Source organism: Pseudonocardia kunmingensis, from assembly GCF_006716445.1.
GTDB classification, from domain to species: Bacteria; Actinomycetota; Actinomycetes; order Mycobacteriales; family Pseudonocardiaceae; genus Pseudonocardia; species Pseudonocardia kunmingensis.
The window spans coordinates 1,268,204-1,290,022 of the sequence record NZ_VFPA01000002.1 but is presented as its reverse complement, the minus strand read 5'-3'; the positions used below and the strand labels follow the sequence as shown (position 1 = coordinate 1,290,022).

19 protein-coding genes are annotated in these 21,819 nt (G+C 72.5%); 10 read left to right on the top strand and 9 right to left on the bottom strand.

What is annotated here, in order from left to right; all coding sequences use genetic code 11:
- Nucleotides 1–52 precede the first annotated feature (52 nt).
- Nucleotides 53–1,540, bottom strand: coding sequence for a peptide MFS transporter (locus tag FB558_RS21835; RefSeq protein WP_142056270.1), 1,488 nt, complete (start codon nucleotides 1,538–1,540; stop codon nucleotides 53–55).
- 232 nt (nucleotides 1,541–1,772) lie between these two features.
- Here FB558_RS21835 and FB558_RS43335 point away from each other — a divergent pair, with 232 nt between their 5' ends.
- Together FB558_RS43335 and FB558_RS21825 are read left to right on the top strand one after the other, a co-directional pair.
- Nucleotides 1,773–2,414, top strand: a complete 642-nt coding sequence (locus FB558_RS43335; protein ID WP_170231453.1) for a hypothetical protein — start codon at nucleotides 1,773–1,775, stop codon at nucleotides 2,412–2,414.
- 137 nt (nucleotides 2,415–2,551) lie between these two features.
- Complete coding sequence (locus tag FB558_RS21825) at nucleotides 2,552–2,896, top strand: NAD(+)/NADH kinase (RefSeq protein ID WP_142056269.1); 345 nt, start codon at nucleotides 2,552–2,554, stop codon at nucleotides 2,894–2,896.
- 249 nt (nucleotides 2,897–3,145) lie between these two features.
- On the opposite strand, the gene FB558_RS21820 is transcribed toward FB558_RS21825, so the two are convergent.
- From FB558_RS21820 to FB558_RS21805, 4 genes are read right to left on the bottom strand one after another with little or no spacing between them, the layout of a single operon-like run.
- Nucleotides 3,146–4,372 (bottom strand): hypothetical protein, encoded by a 1,227-nt coding sequence (locus tag FB558_RS21820; protein WP_142056268.1) that lies wholly within the window; start codon nucleotides 4,370–4,372, stop codon nucleotides 3,146–3,148.
- On the bottom strand, nucleotides 4,369–6,417 hold the full coding sequence (locus FB558_RS21815) for a hypothetical protein (RefSeq protein ID WP_142056267.1): 2,049 nt from the start codon (nucleotides 6,415–6,417) through the stop codon (nucleotides 4,369–4,371). The genes FB558_RS21820 and FB558_RS21815 overlap by 4 nt, the downstream gene beginning before the upstream one ends.
- Complete coding sequence (locus FB558_RS21810; RefSeq protein WP_142056265.1) at nucleotides 6,407–7,342, bottom strand: hypothetical protein; 936 nt, start codon at nucleotides 7,340–7,342, stop codon at nucleotides 6,407–6,409. The genes FB558_RS21815 and FB558_RS21810 overlap by 11 nt, the downstream gene beginning before the upstream one ends.
- 27 nt (nucleotides 7,343–7,369) lie before the next feature.
- Nucleotides 7,370–7,846 (bottom strand): Pycsar system effector family protein, encoded by a 477-nt coding sequence (locus FB558_RS21805; protein WP_142056263.1) that lies wholly within the window; start codon nucleotides 7,844–7,846, stop codon nucleotides 7,370–7,372.
- Nucleotides 7,847–7,926: 80 nt separating this feature from the next.
- On the opposite strand from FB558_RS21805, the gene FB558_RS21800 reads away from it, so the two are divergent.
- Nucleotides 7,927–8,616 (top strand): Crp/Fnr family transcriptional regulator, encoded by a 690-nt coding sequence (locus tag FB558_RS21800; protein WP_142056261.1) that lies wholly within the window; start codon nucleotides 7,927–7,929, stop codon nucleotides 8,614–8,616.
- A gap of 29 nt (nucleotides 8,617–8,645) precedes the next feature.
- On the opposite strand, the gene FB558_RS21795 is transcribed toward FB558_RS21800, so the two are convergent.
- From FB558_RS21795 to FB558_RS21785, 3 genes are read right to left on the bottom strand one after another with little or no spacing between them, the layout of a single operon-like run.
- The gene (locus FB558_RS21795; RefSeq protein ID WP_142056259.1) at nucleotides 8,646–9,782 is read right to left on the bottom strand and encodes an aromatic ring-hydroxylating oxygenase subunit alpha; all 1,137 of its coding nucleotides are present in this window, start codon (nucleotides 9,780–9,782) and stop codon (nucleotides 8,646–8,648) included.
- A gap of 25 nt (nucleotides 9,783–9,807) precedes the next feature.
- Entirely contained in the window at nucleotides 9,808–10,980 is a 1,173-nt protein-coding gene (locus FB558_RS21790; RefSeq protein WP_142056680.1) for an NAD(P)/FAD-dependent oxidoreductase, read from the bottom strand.
- Between the two features lie 14 nt (nucleotides 10,981–10,994).
- Entirely contained in the window at nucleotides 10,995–11,315 is a 321-nt protein-coding gene (locus FB558_RS21785) for a bifunctional 3-phenylpropionate/cinnamic acid dioxygenase ferredoxin subunit (protein WP_142056257.1), read from the bottom strand.
- A 178-nt stretch (nucleotides 11,316–11,493) separates the two neighbouring features.
- Here FB558_RS21785 and FB558_RS21780 point away from each other — a divergent pair, with 178 nt between their 5' ends.
- A complete protein-coding gene (locus FB558_RS21780) occupies nucleotides 11,494–12,243 on the top strand; it encodes an IclR family transcriptional regulator (protein ID WP_142056255.1) in 750 nt (249 codons plus the stop codon).
- Between the two features lie 9 nt (nucleotides 12,244–12,252).
- Here FB558_RS21780 and FB558_RS21775 read toward each other — a convergent pair whose 3' ends face one another.
- Nucleotides 12,253–12,927: a GntR family transcriptional regulator gene (locus FB558_RS21775; RefSeq protein ID WP_142056253.1), complete on the bottom strand. Its 675-nt coding sequence runs from the start codon at nucleotides 12,925–12,927 to the stop codon at nucleotides 12,253–12,255.
- 128 nt (nucleotides 12,928–13,055) lie between these two features.
- Between FB558_RS21775 and glyA the strand changes: the two genes are divergently transcribed.
- The 6 genes from glyA to FB558_RS21745 are packed head-to-tail and all read left to right on the top strand — an operon-like array spanning nucleotide 13,056 to nucleotide 21,815.
- Nucleotides 13,056–14,369, top strand: a complete 1,314-nt coding sequence (gene glyA / locus FB558_RS21770; protein ID WP_142056252.1) for a serine hydroxymethyltransferase — start codon at nucleotides 13,056–13,058, stop codon at nucleotides 14,367–14,369.
- On the top strand, nucleotides 14,366–15,580 hold the full coding sequence (locus FB558_RS21765) for a sarcosine oxidase subunit beta family protein (protein WP_142056250.1): 1,215 nt from the start codon (nucleotides 14,366–14,368) through the stop codon (nucleotides 15,578–15,580). Before glyA ends, FB558_RS21765 begins: the two co-directional genes overlap by 4 nt.
- Nucleotides 15,581–15,591: 11 nt before the next feature.
- The gene (locus FB558_RS21760) at nucleotides 15,592–15,870 is read left to right on the top strand and encodes a sarcosine oxidase subunit delta (protein ID WP_142056248.1); all 279 of its coding nucleotides are present in this window, start codon (nucleotides 15,592–15,594) and stop codon (nucleotides 15,868–15,870) included.
- 23 nt (nucleotides 15,871–15,893) lie between these two features.
- The gene (locus FB558_RS21755) at nucleotides 15,894–18,719 is read left to right on the top strand and encodes a 2Fe-2S iron-sulfur cluster-binding protein (protein WP_142056678.1); all 2,826 of its coding nucleotides are present in this window, start codon (nucleotides 15,894–15,896) and stop codon (nucleotides 18,717–18,719) included.
- Nucleotides 18,709–19,356 (top strand): sarcosine oxidase subunit gamma, encoded by a 648-nt coding sequence (locus FB558_RS21750; protein ID WP_211366724.1) that lies wholly within the window; start codon nucleotides 18,709–18,711, stop codon nucleotides 19,354–19,356. Before FB558_RS21755 ends, FB558_RS21750 begins: the two co-directional genes overlap by 11 nt.
- The gene (locus FB558_RS21745; protein WP_142056246.1) at nucleotides 19,356–21,815 is read left to right on the top strand and encodes a GcvT family protein; all 2,460 of its coding nucleotides are present in this window, start codon (nucleotides 19,356–19,358) and stop codon (nucleotides 21,813–21,815) included. The genes FB558_RS21750 and FB558_RS21745 overlap by 1 nt, the downstream gene beginning before the upstream one ends.
- The last annotated feature ends 4 nt before the right edge of the window (nucleotides 21,816–21,819 follow it).

Below are 21,819 nucleotides of genomic sequence, written 5' to 3'. Positions count from 1 at the left end.
CTCTGACTGTCGACAGACTACCTACCGACACCCGGCAACGGCCTCGGCTCGGTCAGCGCGCCGCCACCGTGGCGCCCGGTGCCGGGAGGCGGATGAGCGGTGTCAGCAGCAGCACGACGACCGCGAGCGCGATCGCCACCAGCCCGACGATGCTGAAGTAGGCCACCTCGGTGTCCGGGCCGTAGAGCTGGACGATCTGGGCGCTGATCCCCTGTCCCGCGGCGTTGGAGGCGAGCCACAGGCCCATCGTCTGGGTCTGGAACGCGCTCGGCGCGTAGCGCGTGGTGGCCGACATCCCGATCGGCGACAGGCACATCTCCCCCACCGTGACGATCGCCAGGCTGCTCACCAGCCACAGCGGGCTGACCAGCACCTGCGTCCCGGACATGGCGGCCGGGACGACGAGCAGCAGGTAGGACAGCCCGGCGAAGGTCAGGCCGACGGCGAACTTCTGCGGCGTCGACACCCGGTCCCCGAGCCGTGTCCACAGGATCGCGAACACCGGCGTCAGCACGATCAGCACGAGCGAGCCGACCGACTGGAACCACGAGGACGGGATGCCGAAGCCCCACCGGTCCAGGTCCACGCGCGAGTCGGCGTAGCCGGCGAGCACGCTGTAGCCCTGCTCCTGCACCAGCCAGAAGCAGGCGGAGGCGACGAACAGCGGGATGAACCGCCACACCCGCGACCGCTCGGCCGCGGTGACCTTCCGGCTGCGCAGCATCACCGTGAAGTAGGCGATGGGAACGGCCACCGCGAGCACGCTCAACGCGTTGATCACGCCGCCCGCGGTGAGCCGCCCCGCAACGGCGAAGCCGGCCACGACCAGCACCACCACCGCCAGACCGGCGCCGAGCAGCGTGAGGGTCCGGCGCCCCGTGGGGTCCTGGGAGATGGGGTTGGCGGGCCGCAGGCCGATGTCACCCAGGTAGCGCGCGCCGTGGACGTACTGCACGAGCCCGAAGAACATGCCGACCGCGGCCACGCCGAACCCCAGGTGGTAGTCGACCCGCTGCCCGAGCGTCCCGACCACGAACGGGGAGAGCACCGCGCCGACGCTGATGCCCATGTAGAAGATGCTGTAGCCGGCGTCGCGGCGTCGGTCGCCCTCGGGATAGAGCTGCCCCACCGAGTGCGAGATGTTCGGCTTGAGCAACCCGGTGCCGAGCACGAGGAAGACCATCGAGGCGTACAGCGCGGGCACCCCGAACGGCAGGGCGAGGCTGATGTGCCCGCACATGATGAGGATGCCGCCGTAGAGCACCGCCCGGCGCGGGCCGAGCAGGCGGTCGGCCACCCAGCCGCCTGCGATGGCCGCGAGGTAGATGGACGCGCCGTACACCGAGATCAGGGCCGCCGCGAACGACTCCGGCATGCCCAGACCGCCCTCGCTGACGCGGTCGTACATGTAGAAGAGCAGGATCGCGCGCATCCCGTAGTAGGAGAAGCGCTCCCACATCTCGGTGGCGAAGAGGGTCGCGAGGCCGCGCGGGTGCCCGAAGAAGCCCGTCTGCGGAACGGTCGCCGATGTGCTCGCCATGTCATCCTTGCCGGTCGGGGTCAACACCAGCCGGCGAGTATGCCTCCACCGATCACCGACCGCGTGCGCGTGTGGCCCGCGCCGCACCCCCGATCCCGGCCGCTGATCGTTGCGAGATCCGTCCCGACGCCCCTCCCGGACAGCGCGAGGGGGCTCGGTCGTCCGCCCATCGACGGGGTGGAGTCCGCGGCGGCACGCTGCCGCGGTGGTCCACCTCGGCGACACTGCCGACGTGGACGAGGACGTCCCCGGCCGTGGTGCGCCCGCGTCCGGGGTGCCGGATGCCGCGACCATCCGCCGCGCGCTGGGCGAGTGCATGACGCTCGCCGACATCGACGACGCCATGGACTGGCCGGAGGGCACCGCGCGCAGGCGCCGCTGGCGCGACCCCGCAGCGGGCGGCCTGCCCCCGGCGGACGCCGAGCTCGGCGGTGTCCCGCTGTGGTTCCGGGCGACCGTCAGCCGGTGGCGCGCCGAGCTCCCCGGGCGTCGAGCGGACGCGGGTACCGACAGCACGCCCCCCGGGCCGGAAGCGGAGGCCCCTCCCGAGCCCGAGACCCACCCCGAACGCGAGACCCGGCCCCAGCGCCCGGCCGAGCCCGAGGCCGACGCCGAACCCGACGCCGAGGCCGAAGGCCAGCCCGAGTCCGAAGGCGACGCCGTGCCCGACGCCCGGTCCGGTACGACCCTGCACAGCGGGTTCCAGCTCGACGAGGGCCAGGACGTTCTGGCCTACGTCCACGGGTCCTGGCAGCCGGCGGTGGTGCGCAGCCGCGCCCGGCGCACCGTCGTCGTCGACTACCAGGTGCATCCCGGCGCGCTGGGCGCCCGACGCCAGCGGGTGGCGATCGACCGCATCCGGCAGGACCGGTGACATTGCCGACTTCGCACACCCAACACCACTTCGCACAAGGCCGGGCAAGGCCGAGCTTGTGCGAAGTCCTCGCTGGGTGTGCGAAGGGAGACCGCGCGAGCGGTTCGGGCGCCCGGCGTCTGGCACGCTGGCCGACCGTGGCCACTGATCGTCTCGCCCTGGTCCTGCACCCCCACCGGGATGCGACCGACGTCGTGCGCACCGTCGTGCGGTGGGCCCGGGCGCACGACGCCGAGGTGCTGGCGCGCGCGGAGGATGCCACGCGCGCCGGCGCCGACGTGCGGGCCGTGGAGGCGGCCGAGCTGGCCGCGACGTGCGACACCGTCGTGACCGTCGGCGGGGACGGCACGCTCGCGGTCGAGATCGACGGAAGCCCCGTGCGCGACGCCGGACCCGGCGACTCCTGGACGTGTCGCTGCAGCCGGACGCCCGCCTCGTCGTCCGCCTCGACTCGGAGGCCCACCAGCAACGCAGCCGCTTGAAGCTGGGCCTGCTGGACTTGCCGCTCCTGCCCGAGCAGCTGCGGGAGCTGCTCCCCGCCGACCTGGGGGCCCGCTTCGACTCACCTCCCCTGTCGCCGGAATCGTGAGGGCATCGACGACGCCCCGGGTCGGAGGCACCGCCGTGTATGCGCCCCTCCAACGACGAGCACCCGCAGAAGCACCCGACTGGATCCCGGTGCCTGCACTCGACCGGCCCCCAGTAGCGCCGACCGCCCGCCTGGAAGGCGTTCAAGGGCGTATCGACCCGTTCGATTCGTCCGGCCACGCCCCGAGGTCGGGAGGTTGCGGACCCCGAACGGGGTGGTCGTCACCCCTCGAGCTGTCCGTTGCCTGCGAACCAAGCACGCTGAGACTCGGCCCGTCATCCGTCGTCTCGCCAGCCGAGCCCGGCCCGACCTCCGACGTCATCTCGCCATCGGAGTCCACGTAGATCCGGACGTTGTCGTCATACGGGACGTCCTCGATCCGCCTGATCTCGTCTGCGAGATCGCCGCGGTTCCACTGGTGCTCGGCAAGCCGAGCGAGTTGCTGGACCGCGACCCCCCGGCCCCGATGCGGTTCCGGGAACAGCGCGTCGAGCAGGTTCCGCGCGAGCGACGCATCCGACGGCCTCCGGTGGGTCGGCTCATCGTCGGCCGCCAGCGCCGGTTCCCCGGCGGCGGTGCCGACAGGTACAGGCTCATCGCGATGTGCGTCGGACGCCGACCGGCCCTGCGCCACGGCGCTGATCCGGGTGAGGGGATCGATGCGGTCGGCCACACCGTCGATCTCGTCGAGGTGGCGGGCCAGCCACCACACCACGGCGCTGCCGGGACTCGTCAACACGTCGTCGCTGAGGTAGCGCCGCATGTCCCTCTCCTGGTCGCGCCGGAGCAGCCACACCTCGTTGTCCTTGCGGAGTCGTTCCAAGGCTGCCAGCCGATTCGCGTCCTCAGGCGCGATCGCGGCGACGACATCGGTGGCCCACACCACGGTCCGACCGTCAACGGCGGTCCGAGGGATGCCCAGGGTCGCCGCCAGCCGATGACCGGCAAGGGCATGATCACTCGGCGCCAGCTCTCGGAGCGCCGATGCCGCGCGATCCAGCACCGCCGACTTGGCTAGTGCGTCCGGATCTTCGTGCGCGTCCCGCCCGCCGCCGCGCGACTGCCAATAGACCGTCGCCGAGACCTGGAGCTGGTAGTCGGGGGCCGCCGTGCGGACGGAAGTCGGCTCGAGCGTCGCCTGAGACGGAGGAGGTGGCGGAGGAGCCGGGGACGGGGGCGGGGTGAGCACCGGAGGCTCCGGCCGGAGGAAACGGACCGAGAACGCCGCCACGCCGACCAGAGCCACGACCACCGCGGCGAAACTGCCCCATGTCGGCCACTGCAAACCTGCTCCGAGCAGCAGCGGAAGCACTACTGCCGCCACCACGAGCCCGCCCAGGAACGCAAACCTGTTGGTGGTGTCGTTCATCGTGTTCCTCCCTGGACGTGCTGGACCAACGTTGACGGGTCGATGGCCGCATCGGCGGCCTGTACCGCGGCGGCGTCGACGGCCGCGTAGAGCCGTTCGACGGTCTCCCGCCGCCGGGTTTGCGCCGCCGGCAGCGGCGTCCGCGCCCACTCGCGGCTGACGGAATGGAGGATGGACAGCCGGTCGAAGCGCAGGTCGCAGGCAGCAATGAGCACGGCAGCCAGAGCTTCGGCGTCAGCCGGTTCCGCGGCGGCGTGCACGGACAACCACCTGTGCACCGCAGGCACGTACTCCCACGCCGGGACCGTGTCGAATACGTCACCCCACCGCTGGGCCAAGCGTTCATGCACCCACGCGGCGGCAACGAGCGACCGACCACCGCGCGCGACGAGGAGCTCCGGCACCACGGTCGTGAGGAACAGGCGGGCGTCGGCGCGCCGGGCGTCGGCGTCGGACCGGCGACCACCGGTGAGCCGCGTGAGCAGGTACCGCATGCGGCTGCGGTCGGAACCGACGACCTCGACCAACGCTGTGGTGGCTTCTCGGGCCACCGCGGGCTCGGGGTGGCGGGTGAGGTGGCGCAACCGCACGATGGCTTGTTCGGGGTGGGTCTGCACGATCACCCGCCGGCACGCCGCCACGAGCAGGTCCGCGAGTCGGGCCGGTGCCGCCGTTCGACCGTTCGTATGATCCGTAGCCCACTCGTAGCACCGACGGCGGAACGCCCACCCGTACTCGACACTGGTCAGGCCGTACTCGAGTGCAGCGCTCGCCAGCAGCGCGGGGACACGGGCGTCGCCGGCCCAGACGGCGACGGCGGCGAAGACGTCGCCGGGGCGCCCCACGGCGAGGCTCTGCTCGACGAACCGGGCGACCATCGTCTCGCGGTGGGCGTCCTCGGCTCCCAGGTCACCGCACGCGATGACCCACCGGGCGAAATCGTTGCGCAGGCTCGGGAAATGCGTCCAGAAGTGATTCAAGACCGCAGCGGCGCGCCCGGCCGCGGTGAACGCGACGCGTCCGTCGACATGCAGACGTCCCCCGATCGCTGTGAGCCGGGCGCCGAGGCCGGACCGCTCGAAGTCTGGCGCGGGCCCGACGGTGTGCCGCACCTTTCGCAGCAGGCGTTCCTCCGCAGCCAGCACCGTTGCAGCGTCGGCGCCGGCGAGCAGGGCCACGGACAGCAGCAGTGCCCGATCGGCGGCCGAGGGATGCGCGGCAACGAGTTGAGAGATCTCCGTGTCCCGGTCCGAGAGCCTCTTGACGGCTACGCCGAACCAGCTCTCCGCTGTGCCGTCGGGAACGTCCGAGCGCGCCTCGCGAATGAGTGATGCCAGCTCCGCGACATCGCCGACGCTGCCGTTCGTCAGCAGGTTCGCTACATCGGGCAGCAACGCGCCGGCGGGGATCGCGATCCCGTACTCGCGCAGCCGGCGGTACAGCACCTGCCGGCCGTCCGGTCGCTCGAGGAGGGCGGTGCGCGCCCGGAACTCGGACCGGGGCCGTGTGACAAACGAGGGCAGGAGCACGACTAGAACCGCGGCGGAGGCCGCGACGACGCCGAAGAAATCAGTCAACTCGTCCTGAACGGCCTCGAAGAGCTGGTCGTCGACGTCCGAGAGGTCGAGCAGCAGTCGGTCGCGCTCGACCACGTCCTCGGCGTCGAGGACGCGGCCCCCGTCGCTCCCGGGCTCGGGCCGCAGCACCTGGATGGGCCGGCTGTCGTCGTCCCCGATTCCGTCGAGGAGCTGCCACGCGGCCGTGCGGCGCCCGATGCCGAGTTCACCGGCCAGCAGGACCATACCGTCGGCGGCGAGGATCCGTCTCGCGCGCTCCCACCCCTCCGGTGGGACGAACACGGCAGCCAGGTTCCGCTCGTGATCGAGATCGAGCGCGAGCGCCCCACGGCGCTCCCGACGACTTGTGGCGTACCAGTAATTGCGAACGTAGATCGGGCCGAGCGATCCGGTGATGGAGGTACCTATGTCACGGGCCTGCCCGACGCCCACCGCCGCCGGCCGGTCCTCGGGCGGTTCAGCCGTCACGACGTGGCCTCCGGCGGCGGGACGGGCGCCGATCCGTGCCGTTCCCGTCACCGATGTACACAGGGCCATGGGTACCGGTGAACACGTTGTCGATGTCTCGGGCCGTCCCGACGCCCACGACCCGGTTGTCTTTATAGGTACCGGCCTGCACCGCATCGCGGCCCACGCTGCCGATCGGGAGCCCTGCCGCCCCCGAGAGCTGCTGCGCTGACCGCTCGCTGTCCTCGGCCGCTTCCGGCGGCAGGAGCCCGCGCGCCACCAGCTCGCCGGTCGAATGCGGAACGCGCAGGTACGCGGTCGCCTCGTAGTTCTTGACCTTCACCTTGGTCCGCGCGTAGCTGCTCGGCCGCTCGCCGGTGTACCCGCTCTCGACGGCATCGCAGTACGCCCGCTCCGACACGATGGCGGCGACGCAGGTGTCGTTCTCAGCCCGGCTCAGCAGGCTCTTGACGGCGTCGGCGTCGAGCAGGCGGTGGACCTCGACCCGCGCTGCGCCGCTTCCGTCGGTGTCCCGGTCGCCCGTCGGTTCGGTCACTGGCCCGACGTGGACGCTCACCCGCATTCGCAGCGGCCGTGGTGGATCTCCGATCACGTCGGTCCGGTTCTCGTGCCGCAGCTGTGCTTGCAGCGCACCGAGCAGCGGGTTCAGCAGGAGGGGGAGCACGGACGACCGGAAGCCGGCCACGTACGAATCGCCGATCATCCGCTGCCAGATCTCCTCGCTCCAGAGCTCCCCCAGGCCGGCCCGGCGGAATGCGGCGTTCAGGATCCGCGGGATACGTCGTGTGAGTTCGGCGTGGTCGCGGCCCTGATGCCCGCTGTAGTCGCGGATGTCGACGGCGAACAGCGCCTGGTAGGGCGGCAACCGGCGGGGCTGGTCGCCGCACCCACCGTCGCCATGCGGCGCTCCCGAGAGTGTGGTCATGGTCGTTTTCCCTTCGTGGTCGCTCGATCAGACGGACGCGAGAAGTGCAATCCAGGTCGTGAAGGCGGCGAGGCCGCCGGCGCCACTGAGAAGGGCAGTGCGGAACCAGCGGTACTTGAGTCGCGCGATCTCCGCCAGTGCCGCGGCCTGTGCCCACGCCTGCTCCGCGAATTCGGCCGCATCCGGCCGGGGAGTCGGCGCTGTACCCAGACCGAGGGCTGGGAACGCGAACCAGGCCGCGTCGGCCCCGTGCGTCCGCGGCCACAGGCACGCGACGAGGAGGACCACCGATATCCCGGCGAGGACGATGACGCTCACGGCGACGAGCTCCACGACAGCGGGCAGCGGCGGGCCGGCGCGCAGCGCGGAGGCGATCCCGGCCAGCGCCACCCCCTGCGCTGCGAGGACGAGGCCCGCCTTGGCATCGGCCCCGGCGATCACCCGGTTGATCTCGGCGGCGGTGGTCAGGGCGAGGTCCAGGTCACGATCGGGATCGAGGTGCACACCCGTTGTCATGTATCCCATGACACGGGAGAGTGGAGTCGTTCGTCTGCGTCCAAGTACGCAGACGAACGGCGGGCACGATGCAGGGGGAGACGACGGTCGACGGCACGAGGCTGACGACGTGGATGCGGTCGGTGGGCCGCTGGAGATCGTGGGAAGCGGGCGCGATCATCTTCCGTGAAGGTGAGCCGGCCACCACTGTGTTGTTGATCGAATCCGGCCGGGCGAAAGCGATCCTCTCGTCCGCCAGCGGCAAACAGGTGATGCTTGCCGTTCGAGGTTCGGGTGATCTGCTGGGCGAGTTCGCCGCGTTGGACGGTCAACCCCGGTCGGCCACCGTTCAGGCGCTCAGCGCCGTCCGGGGGTGGTTGGTGACCTCCGCCGCCCTTGTCGACCACCTGTCCGGGGAATCGAGCGCGGCACTGGAGTTGCTACGCCTGCTGGTCGGTCGGCTTCGTGAAGCCGACATGCAGCGCCTCGACTTCGGAGCGCTCGACACGACCGGGCGGGTAGCGAACTTTCTGATCGCTCTCACCCCGCGTCACGTCGAGAACGGGTGGCTGTACCTGACGCAGACCGAGCTCGGCGAGTCCGTCGGGGCATCGCGCGAGGCCACCGTCAAGGCGCTGCGCAGGTTGCGCGATGCAGGCCTCATCGAGACTGCCCGGGGCCGGATCCGCGTCCTCAGGCCCGACAACCTGGCCCAGGTGGCCGACGGGAAGATGTCGGTGGTGGAAGCGCGTGCGCGCCGCGGTCCCGGTCGCGCCTGATCCTGCAATCGCCTCCTCGTTGCTGACCGTCAGCCCTGCAGTTGCTCCGTGACCCAGGTGTGGAAGGCACCGATGTGGTGCTCGCTGGGCACCAGCACTCCACCCCCCGCGTAGGCGCGCGACGACGCGGCCAGCTGGCAGCGCTCGCAGGCGTCGAAGTCCTGCTGGTTGACCCGGTGGAACAGCTCCACGGAGCGGTCCAGGTCCCGGCCGCTGCGCACGACCTCGGGCAGGTAGAGCCAGTCGCACTCCACCCTGGTGCGGTCCGGGGCCACCGGGTACATCCGGTGGAAGATCACGTGGTCGGGGACGAGGTTGATGAACACCTGCGGGTTGACGGTGATCGCGTAGTACTTGCGGTCGTGGTCCTCCCCCACCCCGGGGATCGCGGTGAGGCCTGCGCCGCCGTCGACGGTGAACCCGGCCGCCTCCTCGGCGAAGGCCGCGCCGTGCCCCACGAAGTACTGCGCGGCGTAGCCGTCGGCGAACTCCGGGAGCACCTCGGTGAGCTCCGGGTGGATGGTCGCGCAGTGGTAGCACTCCATGAAGTTCTCGATGATCAGCTTCCAGTTCGCGTGGACGTCGTAGCCGATCCGGCGACCGACCTCGAGGTTCTCGACGTCCCAGCCCTCGATCGCCTCGACCGACCCGAGCCGCTCGGCGACCGCACCGACCACGGTCTCCTCGAACGAGGGCGGCTCGTCGGCCACGCAGACCCAGGCGTAGCCGAGCCATTCGCGCAGGTGGACGGGCACGAGGCCGTACGCGGCCCGGTCGACGTCGGGCATGCTCGTCAGGTTCGGCGCCGCGACGAGCTTGCCGTCGAGACCGTAGGTCCAGGCGTGGTAGCCGCACTGCAGGTTCCGCTTGACCACGCCGGTCTCCTGCATGCAGACCCGCGCCCCGCGGTGGCGGCACACGTTGAGGAACGCCCGCAACCGGCGGTCCCGGCCGCGGACCAGGACCACGTTCTCCCGCCCCACGTCCACGGTGCGGAACGCGCCGGTGCCGTCGATCTCCGCGCTGCGGGCGGCGGCGAACCAGCGGGACTCGAAGATCTTCTCCTGCTCCTCGGAGAAGATCACGGGATCGGTGTAGGAGGGGCCCGGGAGGGTGGGGATCAGGCTCGACGACGGGGCGGACGCAGCGGGGGTCGGGGCAGACACGCGGCACCTCTCGTGCGGGGGTCGGTCAGGCTGCGGTGGTGGCGGGCCGGGGCACCAGCTGCCGGCGCCACTTCCCGAAGAGCTTGGGCTGGTTCATCGCGAAGACCGCGACGAGGTCGCCGTCACGGCGGTAGCCGGCCACGAACCGGCGGTCGGTGAGATCACCCTCGAGGACCTCCACCGGGTCGTCGGGCCGCCGGTGGCCGGCGAACTGCAGCCGGGCGCCGTACTGGTCGGACCAGAAGTACGGCGCCGCGGGCCGGGCGGCCGGGTCGCGGCCGAGCAGGCTCGCCACCGCGGCGCCGGGCTGCTGCACCGCATGGGTCCAGTGCTCGTGGCGCCGGCGCGTGCCCGCGTAGGCGCAGTGGGAGAACGCGCAGTCCCCGGTCGCCACGACGTGCGCGACGTTCGTGGCGCCCGCGGCGTCGGTCCGCACGCCGCGGTGGTCGTGCTCGACGCCGGAGCCGGCGAGCCACTCGACGTTCGGGATCGCTCCGATGCCGACCACCACCACGTCGGCGGCCTCGGTGCGGCCCCCGGCCAGCTGCACCTCGCGGACCCGGCCGTCGCCGCCGAGGCCGGTGACGACCTCCCCGGTGAGGAGCCGGACGCCGTGGTCCGCGTGCAACCCGGTGCAGACCTGCGCGAGGTCCGCGCCGAGCACCCGGCCCAGCGGCACCGGGTCCGACTCGACCACGGTGACCTCCACGCCGAGGCCGCGGGCGGTCGACGCCACCTCCGCGCCGACGAAACCGCCGCCGATCACCACGAGCCGGGCACCGGGGACCAGGTCGCGCCGCAGCGCGACCGCGTCCTCCACGGTGCGCAGGGTGTGCACGCCCGCCGGCCGCGCCCCGGGCAGCTCCCGGGCACGCGCGCCGGTGGCGACCACGACGCCGTCGGCGGGCACCTCGCGCCCCGACGCGAGCACGACGGCACGGGCGCCGCGGTCCAGGCCCACCGCGGCCTCCCCGAGGCGCCATTCCAGGTCGAGCTCCGCGTCCTCGGCGGTGGTCAGCACCAGGTCGTCGAGGTCGACCGTCCCGGCGAGGAAGTCCTTCGACAGCGGCGGGCGGTCGTAGGGGAGCCGGTCCTCCTCCCCCACCACGACGACCCGCCCGTCGTAGCCCTGTTCCCGCAGGGCACGCGCGGCGCCGAGCCCGGCGAGCGAGCCGCCGACGACCACGACGCAGCGCAGCGCGGCACCGGTCATCAGACGCCGGCCCCGACCGGCGCGGGGGCGCGCACGTGCACCATGCCGTCGACGACGACCACTTCGTAGGTGCGCACCGGCGCCTTGGCCGGTGGGCCGGACGGCATGCCGGTGCGCAGGTCGAAGCAGGCGGCGTGCAGCGGGCACTCCACGGCGCACCCCTCCACCCAGCCGTCGGCCAGCGAGGCGTCCTGGTGGGTGCAGGTGTCGTCGATCGCGAACAGCTCACCGTCGACGTTGAACACGGCGATCGGTACCTCGCCCTCGATGCGCACGGCGTCGCCGTCCGGGATGTCATCGATGGAGCCGACGAGGATCATGGTCCCTCCTGTTTCAGATAACGCAACGGGACGCACTATCAGCAACAGCAGGATGCGGCCCATCCCCGGCGCACGTCAATAGCTCTCGGGGTGCCGAACTCGCCCGACCCCGTAGAGTTCGGCCGTGACCGATTCGCCGCGATACACGAGGGAGGTCGCCCCGTCCAAGGTCCAATCGGTGGACCGAGCCATCGCGATCCTGTACCTGTTGGCCGAACGGGGGCGCGACGGCGTGGGCGTCACCGAGGTCGCCGCGGAGCTCGGGGTGCACAAGTCCACGGCGTTCCGGCTCATCGAGGCCCTGGAGATCGGCGACCTCGTGGAGCAGGTCGCGGAGCGCGGCAAGTACCACCTCGGACGGGGGATCGTCCGGCTGGCGGGCGCCACCACCGCCCAGCTCGAGCTGCCCATCGAGAGCCGGCCGGTGTGCCGGCGCCTCGCCGAGGAGCTGGGCGAGACGGTCAACCTCGCGATCGCCGACGCGGGCGAGGCCACGAACATCCTGCAGGAGTACGGCAGCTCGGCGATCACCGGTCGCAACTGGATCGGCAGGCCCACCCCGATGTACGCGACCGCGAGCGGGAAGGTGCTGCTGGCCTGGGGAGACGCCGAGCTGGTGCACAAGGCGCTCGGTGACGACCCGGTCGCCTACACCGAGCACACGATCACCGACGTCGCCGTCCTGGAGGCGGAGCTGCAGAAGGTCCGCGAGCACGGATGGGCCTGCACCATCGAGGAGTTCGAGCTCGGCCTCAACGCCATCGCCGTACCGATCCGGGGCGCCACCGGCGACGTCGTGGCCGCCGTGGGCGTCTCGGCGCCCTCCTACCGCCTCCCGGTCGAGTCGTTCACCGAGGTCGCCGAACAGCTGCTCACCGGCGCCGCCGAGATCAGCAGCCGCATCGGCTACTACGGCGCGACGGAGTAGCCGCGCCGCTCAGAGCACGGCGCGCACGGCGCGCTCGAACCCGACCACGTGCTCCAGCGCCAGCCGCGCCGCCCGCTCGGCCTCACCCTCGACGATGGCCTCGAGCAGCGCGACGTGCTCCTCCACGTGGCCTGCGACCGCGGGGATCCGGTCCAGGAACAGGCACCAGATCCGGGTGGCGAGGTTGTCCTGCCGGACGAGGATGTCCTCGAGGTGCGGGTTGCCCGCCGCGCGGTAGACCTCCCGGTGCACCTGGACGTCGCGGCGCAGCAGCTCGCGCCGGTCGGTGACGCGGGCCTGCAGGCCCGTCGTGTCGCGGGCGAGACCCGAGAGGTGCTCCCGGCAGGCCTGCGTGGCGTTGCGCGCGGCCCGGGACGCCGCGAGCGGCTCCAGCTCCGCGCGGATCTCGGAGATGTGCGCGAGGTCGGTGATGTCGACGGCCGTGGCGAAGGTGCCGCGCCGGGGGTAGGCGACGACGAGCCGGTCGCCCTCCAGGCGCTTGAGCGCCTCCCGCACGGGCGTGCGCCCGGTGCCGAGCTCCTGCGCGAGCACGTCGTCGTTCAGCGGCTCGCCGGGCCGGATGTCGAGCATGACCAGGCGGTCCCGGATCCCCACGTACGCCCGGTCCGCGAGCGACGGGGGCGGACCCTGGGGCGACGCGGACAGAGCAGGCGCGGCGCTCATCGTCCTCCCTCGAGCTTTTCCACAGGCATCGCCGAGGGTCCTTGACGCGGTCCCGCGGGCCGCCTTACCGTACACCGCCGGTTGATATATCAGTAGTCGCCGTTTGGTACTACAGATCGGACCACCCGATGCTCCACACGCAGGTCGCCCGTCCTCCCGAGAGCCTGAACGCCGGTCTCGCCGACACCGATCCCGAGATCCACGCCGCGGTCCTCGCCGAGCTGGCGCGGCAGGAGTCGACGCTGGAGATGATCGCCAGCGAGAACGCCGCCCCCCTCTCCGTGATGCAGGCGCAGGGCTCGGTACTCACCAACAAGTACGCCGAGGGCTACCCCGGCCGGCGCTACTACGGCGGGTGCGAGCACGTCGACGTCGTCGAGCGGCTCGCCGTCGACCGGTTGAAGGACCTGTTCGGCGCCACGTTCGCGAACGTCCAGCCGCACTCGGGCGCGCAGGCCAACGCCGCGGCGATGGCCGCGCTCCTGCAGCCGGGCGACACGATCCTCGGCCTCGACCTCGCCCACGGCGGGCACCTGACGCACGGGATGCGGCTCAACTTCTCGGGCCTGCTCTACGACGTCGCCGCCTACCACGTGCGCGAGGACGACCACCGCGTCGACATGGCCGAGGTGGCGCGGCTCGCGCGGGAGCGCCGCCCGAAGGTCATCGTCGCCGGCTGGTCGGCCTACCCCCGCCACCTCGACTTCGCGGAGTTCCGGCGGATCGCCGACGAGGTCGGCGCATCCCTGATGGTCGACATGGCGCACTTCGCCGGGCTCGTCGCGGCCGGGCTGCACCCCTCGCCGGTGCCGCACGCCCACGTCGTCACCAGCACCACCCACAAGACGCTCGGCGGGCCGCGCGGCGGCGTGATCCTGTCCGCCGAGGACGATCCGGCGCTGCGCAAGAAGCTCAACTCGGCGGTGTTCCCCGGGCAGCAGGGCGGCCCGCTCGAGCACGTGATCGCGGCGAAGGCGGTGACGTTCAGGCTGGCCGCGGGTGCGGCGTTCCGCGACCGCCAGGAACGCACGCTGCTCGGCGCGCGGCTGCTGGCCGACCGGCTGCTGGCCCCCGACTCGCGCGATGCGGGGATCGGCGTCGTGAGCGGTGGTACCGACGTCCACCTGGTGCTCGTCGACCTGCGCAAGTCCGAGCTCGACGGCAAGCAGGCCGAGGACCGGCTGCACGCCGCGGGGATCACCGTGAACCGCAACGCCGTGCCGTTCGACCCGCGGCCGCCGATGGTGAGCTCGGGCGTGCGGATCGGCACCCCCGCCCTGGCGGCGCGGGGGTTCGGCGCGGACGAGTTCGCCGAGGTCGCCGACATCGTGGCCACCGTGCTGCGCCCCACCACCGACGAGGCGACCATCCGCGCGCTGCGCGCCCGGGTGGGCGAGCTGGCCGCGCGCTTCCCCCTCTACCCGGCGCTGGAGGCCTCGTGAACCCGCTCCCGGAGCACCCTGACTTCCTCTGGCGCAACGCCGAGCCGAAGCGCTCCTACGACGTGGTGATCGTCGGCGCGGGCGGGCACGGCCTGGCCACCGCGCACTACCTCGCCCGCAACCACGGCATCACCAACGTCGCCGTGCTGGAGAAGGGCTGGCTCGCCGGCGGCAACATGGCCCGCAACACCACGATCATCCGCTCCAACTACCTCTGGGACGAGAGCGCGGGAATCTACGAGCACGCGCTCTCGCTGTGGGAGGGCCTCGAGGACGACCTCGGCTACCCGATCCTGTTCAGCCAGCGCGGCGTGCTCAACCTCGCGCACAGCCTGCAGGACGTGCGCGACAGCGTCCGGCGGGTGGAGGCCAACGTCCTCAACGGCGTGGATGCGGAGTGGCTCACCGCCGACGAGGTGAAGAAGGTCTGCCCGATCGTCAACACCTCGCAGGAGATCCGGTACCCGGTGCTGGGCGCCACCTACCAGCCGCGCGCCGGCATCGCGAAGCACGACTACGTGGCCTGGGGCTTCGCGCGCCGGGCCGACGAGGCCGGGATCGACCTGATCCAGGACTGCGAGGTCACCGGGTTCACCACCGACGGGGATCGCGTCACCGGGGTGCGCACCACCCGCGGCGACATCGCGGCCGGCACGGTCGCCCTCTGCGCGGCCGGGCACACGTCGGTGCTCACCGACATGCTCGGCTTCCGGGTACCCCTGCAGAGCCACCCGCTGCAGGCACTGGTCTCCGAGCTGCTCGAACCGGTGCACCCCACGGTCGTGATGTCCAACGCCGTGCACGTCTACGTCTCGCAGGCGCACAAGGGCGAGCTGGTGATGGGCGCCGGCATCGACTCCTACAACGGCTACGGCCAGCGCGGCGCCTTCCACATCATCGAGCGCCAGATGGCCGCCGCGGTGGAGCTGTTCCCGGTGTTCGCCCGGGCGCACCTGCTGCGCACCTGGGGCGGGATCGTCGACGTCACCCCGGACGCGTCCCCGATCGTCGGGCGCACCCCGTACGCGAACCTCTACCTCAACTGCGGCTGGGGCACCGGCGGTTTCAAGGCCACGCCCGGTGTGGGCTGGTGCATGGCCCACACGATCGCCCACGGCGAGCCGCACCCGTTCAACGCCCCGTTCACGCTGGAGCGCTTCGTCACCGGTGCCCTGGTCGACGAGCACGGCGCCGCGGCCGTGGCGCACTGAGGAGAATCACCGTGCAACTCATCGAGTGCCCGTGGTGCGGGCCGCGCGAAGAAGTCGAGTTCCACTACGGCGGGCAGGCCCACGTGGCCTACCCCGAGGACCCGCAGGCCCTCTCCGACGAGGAGTGGGCGCACTACGTGTTCTTCCGCGACAACCCGAAGGGCCTGTTCGCCGAGCGGTGGAGCCACGCCGCGGGCTGCCGGCGCTGGTTCAACGCCGTGCGCGACACCGTCACCTACCGCTTCCACGGCGTGTACCGCCCCGACGAGTCCCGGCCGGTGAGCTCATGAGCGAGCTTGCGAGCGAATCATCGATGCAGAGCGAGTTCCGGGTCCCCGCCCGCGGCCGGATCGACCGCGGCACCACCTGCACCTTCACCTTCAACGGGGAGCGGCTCACCGGACACCCCGGTGACACGCTGGCCTCGGCGCTGCTGGCCCACGGCCGCCACCGGGTCACCACGAGCATCGCGCTCGGCCGTCCCCGCGGCATCGCGGCGGCATGGGCGGAGGACCCGAGCGGCCTCGTGCAGGTCGAGGAGCCCTTTCCCGAGCCCATGCTGCTGGCCACCACGATCGAGCTCACCGACGGGCTGGTGGCCCGCGGCGTCGCCGGGCAGGGCCGGCTCGCCGAGGTGCCCGACTCCGCCCGCTACGACGCGAAGCACGCCCACGCCGACCTGCTGGTCGTCGGGGCCGGCCCGGCCGGGCTGGTCGCGGCGCTCACCGCGGCCCGCGCCGGCGCGCGGGTGGTGCTCGTCGACGAGCAGTCCGAGGCGGGCGGGAGCCTGCTCGGGAGCACCGACATCCTCGACGGCGCCCCGGCCTGCGAGTGGGTGGCGGGCGCCGTCGCCGAGCTCGCGGGGCTGCCCGACGTGCTGCACCTGCAGCGCACCACGGCGTTCGGGCACTACGACGACGGGTTCGTGCTCGCGCTGGAGCGCCGCACCGACCACCTCGGCACCTCGGCACCACGGAACCTCTCGCGGCAGCGGGTCTGGCGGATCCGCGCCGGTCACGTCGTGATCGCCACGGGTGCCCACGAGCGGCCGGTGGTCTTCTCCGACAACGATCGCCCCGGGATCATGCTGGCCGGAGCGGCGCGCACGTTCCTGCACCGCTACGGCGTGCTGGCCGGGCGCGACGCGGTCGTGTTCACCACCGATGACGCGGCCTACGCCGCGGCGCTCGACCTCGCCGACGCGGGCGCGCGGGTGCACGCGGTCGTCGACGCCCGGCCCGAGGCGCCACCCGGCTGGCGCGTGGAATGCGAACGGCGCGGCATCCCGGTGCGCGCCGGGGAGGTCGTCACCGGCACCCGCGGTGGCGACCGGATCACCCACGCGCTCGTCGGCCGCGAGCCGGTCGCCTGCGACCTGCTGCTGGTCAGCGGCGGATGGAACCCGGCGGTGCACCTTTTCAGCCAGGCCCGCGGGCGGCTGCGCCACGACGCCGACCTCGGTGCGTTCCTGCCCGGCGAGGAACTGCCCGGGGTCACGGTCGCCGGGTCCGCCAACGGGGTGTTCGACCTCGCGGGCTGCCTGCGCGACGGGCGGCGCGCCGCGCGAAGCGCCCGTGCAGCGGGCATCGAGGCGGTGTCGGGCCCGGGCACGCTGCCGGAGCCGGAGCCGGGTCCCGGACGCACGCCGCCGCTCGTGCTGTGGCGGGTGCCCGAGGGTGACCCGGGCACGCAGTTCGTCGACGTGGCGCGCGACGCCACGGTGGCCGACATCGCCCGCGCGGTCGGGGCCGGGATGCGCTCGGTGGAGCACGTGAAGCGGTACACGACGATCGGCACCGCCCACGACCAGGGCAAGACCTCCGGCGTGATCGCCTCCGGGATCACCGCGGAGCTGCTCGGGGCACCGGTCGAGGGGTTGGGCACCACCACCTTCCGCCCGCCCTACACCCCGGTCGCGTTCGCCGCGCTGGCCGGGCGGCAGCGCGGCGCGCTGTTCGACCCGGAGCGCACCACCGCGCTGCACGACTGGCACGTCGCGCACGGCGCGGTCTTCGAGGACGTCGGGCAGTGGAAGCGACCTCGCTACTACCCGCAGCCCGGCGAGGACATGGAGACCGCCGTCCTGCGGGAGTGCGCCGCAGCGCGCACCGGCGTCGGCATCCTCGACGGCTCCACGCTCGGCAAGATCGACGTCCATGGCCCGGACGCCGCGGTGCTGCTCGACCGGATCTACACCAACATGATGAGCAGCCTCAAGGTCGGCTTCGTGCGCTACGGCGTGATGTGCGGGGTCGACGGCATGGTCATCGACGACGGCACGGTGCTCCGCGCCGCCGAGGACCGGTTCCTCGTCTACACCACCACCGGCGGCGCGGCGAAGGTGCTGGACTGGATGGAGGAGTGGCTCCAGACCGAGTGGCCCGGCCTGCGGGTGCACCTCACCTCGGTCACCGAGCAGTGGTCCACCTTCCCCGTGGTCGGCCCCCGCTCCCGGGACGTGATCGGCGCCGTCTTCCCCGGTGTCGACGTGTCCGCCGACGCGTTCCCGTTCATGGCCTGGCGCGACACCGTCCTCGACGGCGCAGGAGTCCGGATCGCGCGCGTGAGCTTCTCCGGCGAGCTGGCCTACGAGGTCAACGTCAGCTCCTGGTACGCGCCCGCCGTGTGGGAGCGGCTCCTCGCGGCCGGGCGACCCCACGGGATCACCCCGTACGGCACCGAGACCATGCACGTGCTGCGCGCCGAGAAGGGCTACCCGATCATCGGCCAGGACACCGACGGCACGGTCACCCCGCACGACCTCGGCATGAGCTGGGCGGTGTCGAAGAAGAAGCCCGACTTCGTGGGGAAGCGCTCCTTCAGCCGGCAGGAGAACCAGAACCCGCTGCGCAAGCAACTCGTCGGGCTGCTGCCGGTGGACCGCCGGACCGTGCTGCCGGAAGGCGCGCAGATCGTCGGGTGCGACGTGCTGCCCGAGCCGCCGGTGCCCATGCTCGGCCACGTCACGTCCAGCTACCGCAGCGCCGAGCTGGGCCGCCCGTTCGCCCTCGCGCTGGTGAAGGCCGGGCGCACCCGCATCGGCGAGATCCTGCACGTCCCGCTGGGCGGCGCCCTGGTGCCCGTGGAGGTCACCGGATCCGTCCTCGTCGACCCGGAAGGAGCCCGCCGTGACGGCTGAGCGGAGCTTGCCGGAGCGAACATCAGGTCGTGAGTCCCTCCCCCGGACCGGCCCCCTGCACGGCTGGTCGGAGCGCTTCGCCGCCCTCCCCGACGCCGTGCAGATCGTCACCGAGCCGTTCGTCGCGATGGCCGACCTGCGCCTCGACCCGGCGGAGTCGTCCGCGGTCGCGGCCCACCTGGGCGTCGCGCTCCCCACGACCCCGAACACGTGGGTCCGGGGGCACACCACCACCGTGATCTGGCTGGGGCCCGACGAGTGGCTCGTCACCAGCCCGTTCACCACGCCGGAGGCCCTGGAGTCGGGCCTGCGGGAGGCCGTGGGCGGGTGCGGTGCGGTGGTCGACGTCTCGGCGCAGCGCACCACGCTCTCGCTGCACGGGGAGCGCGTCCGCGACGTGCTCGCCACCGGGTGCTCGCTGGACCTGCACCCGCGCGTGTTCCGGCCGGGTTGCGCCGCCCAGACCACGATCGGCCTGGCCGGCGCGATCCTGCTCGCCCTCGACGGCGAGCACTACCAACTCCTCGTCCGCACGTCGTTCGCCCGCCACCTCGCCACCTGGCTGCTCGACGCGGCGGTGGAGTACATGCCCGAGTTCGACCCAGAGCCCAGCACCGACCCCGGGAGGGGAGCCTGATGCCCAGTTCGCCGCAGGTCGTCATCATCGGAGCCGGGATCGTCGGGGCGAACCTCGCCGACGAGCTCACCGCACGGGGCTGGGACCGGGTCACGGTCGTCGACCAGGGCCCGCTGCCGCTCACCGGGGGCTCCAGCTCGCACGCCCCCGGGCTGGTGTTCCAGACGAACGCGTCGAAGACGATGACGGGGTTCGCCCGCTACTCGGTCGAGAAGTTCTCCGCCCTCGACCTCGACGGGCAGTGGTGCTTCAACCAGGTCGGCGGCCTGGAGGTCGCCACCACCCCGGAGCGGCTGGCCGATCTGCAGCGCCGGCACGGCTGGGCCACCTCGTGGGGCATCGAGAGCCGCGTCGTCGACGCCGACGAGTGCGTGCGCCTGCACCCGCTGCTCGACCGCGACCGCGTGCTCGGCGGCTTCCACATCCCCTCCGACGGCCTGGCGAAGGCCCCCCGGGTGGTCGCCGCCCTCGTGCGCAGGGCACAGGCCCGCGGCGCGGTGTTCCGGGGCTCCACCCGCGTCACCGGCATCGCGCAGGCGGGCGGTCGCGTCACCGGCGTGCGCACCGCCGACGGAGTGCTGCCGGCCGACGTCGTGGTCTGCTGCGCCGGGTTCTGGGGGCAGGCCGTGGGCGCGATGGTGGGCATGGCGGTGCCGCTGCTCCCGCTGGCCCACCAGTACGTGCGCACCGGGCAGGTCGCCGAGCTCGTCGGCCGCAACGACGAGCGCACGGAGGCGGGCCTGCCGATCCTGCGCCACCAGGACCAGGACCTGTACTTCCGCGAGCACGTCGACCGGCTCGGCATCGGCAGCTACGCCCACCGCCCGATGCCGGTGCGGCTGTCCGACCTCGACCAGGACGGGGAGGTCACCGCCTCGGCGATGCCGTCGATGCTGCCCTTCACCGAGGAGGACTTCGCGCCGTCCTGGGAGCAGGGCGTCGCGCTGCTCCCCGCGCTGGCGTCGGCGAAGATCGAGGAGGGCTTCAACGGGATCTTCTCGTTCACCCCGGACGGCGGCCCGCTGATCGGCGAGTCGCCCGACGTCGCCGGGTTCTGGATCGCCGAGGCCGTCTGGGTCACGCACTCCGCGGGTGTGGCCCGCGCGGTGGCGCAGCTGCTGGTGGACGGACGCAGCGAGCTGGAGCTGCACGGGTGCGACGTCCACCGCTTCGAGGAGGTCCAGCTCGGCGAGGACTACGTCAGCGAGACCTCGCAGCAGAACTTCGTGGAGATCTACGACGTCCTGCACCCCCTCGAACCGCGCCGGTCGCCGCGCGACGTGCGGGTCAGCCCGTTCCACGCCCGGCAGCGGGAGCTGGGCGCGGTGTTCCTGGAGGCCGCGGGCTGGGAGCGCCCGCACTGGTACGAGGCGAACGCGCCGCTGGTGGCGCAGCTGCCCGAGGCGTGGCGGCCACCGGAGCGCGAGCCGTGGGCGGCGCGGTTCCACTCCCCCATCGCCGCCGCCGAGGCCTGGCGCACCCGCGAGGGCGTGGCGCTGTACGACATGACCCCGCTCAAGCGCCTCGAGGTCAGCGGCCCCGGCGCGTTGGCCCTGTTGGACCGGCTCACCACCGGGAAGATGGACAAGTCGGTCGGCTCGGTCACCTACACCCTGGCGCTCGACGAGGCGGGCGGGGTCCGCAGCGACCTCACCGTGGCCCGGCTGGGTGCCGACCGGTTCCAGGTCGGCGCCAACGGCAACCTCGACCTCGACCACTTCCGGCGCCACGCGGGGTCACATGTGCAGGTCCGGGACATCACCGGCGGCACCTGCTGCATCGGGGTGTGGGGACCCCTCGCCCGTGACCTGGTGCAGCCGTTGTCGCGCGAGGACTTCTCGCACGAGGCGCTGAAGTACTTCCGGGCGATGCAGGCGCGGGTCGGCGGGGTGCCGGTCACCGCGATGCGGCTGTCCTACGTCGGCGAGCTCGGCTGGGAGATCTACACCAGCGCGGAGTACGGGCTGCGGTTGTGGGACGTGCTGTGGGAGGCCGGTCAGGAGCTGGGCGTGATCGCCGCCGGCCGCGCCGCCTTCAACAGCCTCCGGCTGGAGAAGGGCTACCGCTCGTGGGGCCACGACATGACCACCGAGCACAACCCGTACGAGGCGGGCGTCGGGTTCGCGGTGCGGATGCAGAAGGGCGAGTTCGTCGGGCGGGAGGCGCTCGAGGGGCTCAGCGCCGACACGGTCACCCGCAGGCTGTCCTGCCTCACGATCGACGACCGGCGCAGCGTGGTGCTGGGCCACGAGCCCGTCTTCCTGGACGGCCGCCCCGCGGGCTACGTCACCAGCGCGGCCTTCGGGCACACCGTCGGGGCGCCGATCGCCTACGCCTGGCTCCCGGCGAGCGCGACCCCGGGCACGCCGGTGGAGATCGAGTACTTCGGCCGCCGCATCCCGGCCACCGTGGCCGCCGAGCCGCTCGTCGACCCGGAGATGACCCGGATCCGGCGCTGAGACG

Excerpts from the sequence above, each read along its gene's own strand:
- FB558_RS21835 (WP_142056270.1), bottom strand. The coding sequence starts at position 1,540 with ATGGCGAGCACATCGGCGACCGTTCCGCAGACGGGCTTCTTCGGGCAC.
- FB558_RS21820 (WP_142056268.1), bottom strand. The coding sequence starts at position 4,372 with ATGAACGACACCACCAACAGGTTTGCGTTCCTGGGCGGGCTCGTGGTG.
- FB558_RS21810 (WP_142056265.1), bottom strand. The coding sequence starts at position 7,342 with ATGACCACACTCTCGGGAGCGCCGCATGGCGACGGTGGGTGCGGCGAC.
- FB558_RS21800 (WP_142056261.1), top strand. The coding sequence starts at position 7,927 with ATGCAGGGGGAGACGACGGTCGACGGCACGAGGCTGACGACGTGGATG.
- FB558_RS21785 (WP_142056257.1), bottom strand. The coding sequence starts at position 11,315 with ATGATCCTCGTCGGCTCCATCGATGACATCCCGGACGGCGACGCCGTG.
- FB558_RS21775 (WP_142056253.1), bottom strand. The coding sequence starts at position 12,927 with ATGAGCGCCGCGCCTGCTCTGTCCGCGTCGCCCCAGGGTCCGCCCCCG.
- glyA (WP_142056252.1), top strand. The coding sequence starts at position 13,056 with ATGCTCCACACGCAGGTCGCCCGTCCTCCCGAGAGCCTGAACGCCGGT.
- FB558_RS21755 (WP_142056678.1), top strand. The coding sequence starts at position 15,894 with ATGCAGAGCGAGTTCCGGGTCCCCGCCCGCGGCCGGATCGACCGCGGC.
- FB558_RS21745 (WP_142056246.1), top strand. The coding sequence starts at position 19,356 with ATGCCCAGTTCGCCGCAGGTCGTCATCATCGGAGCCGGGATCGTCGGG.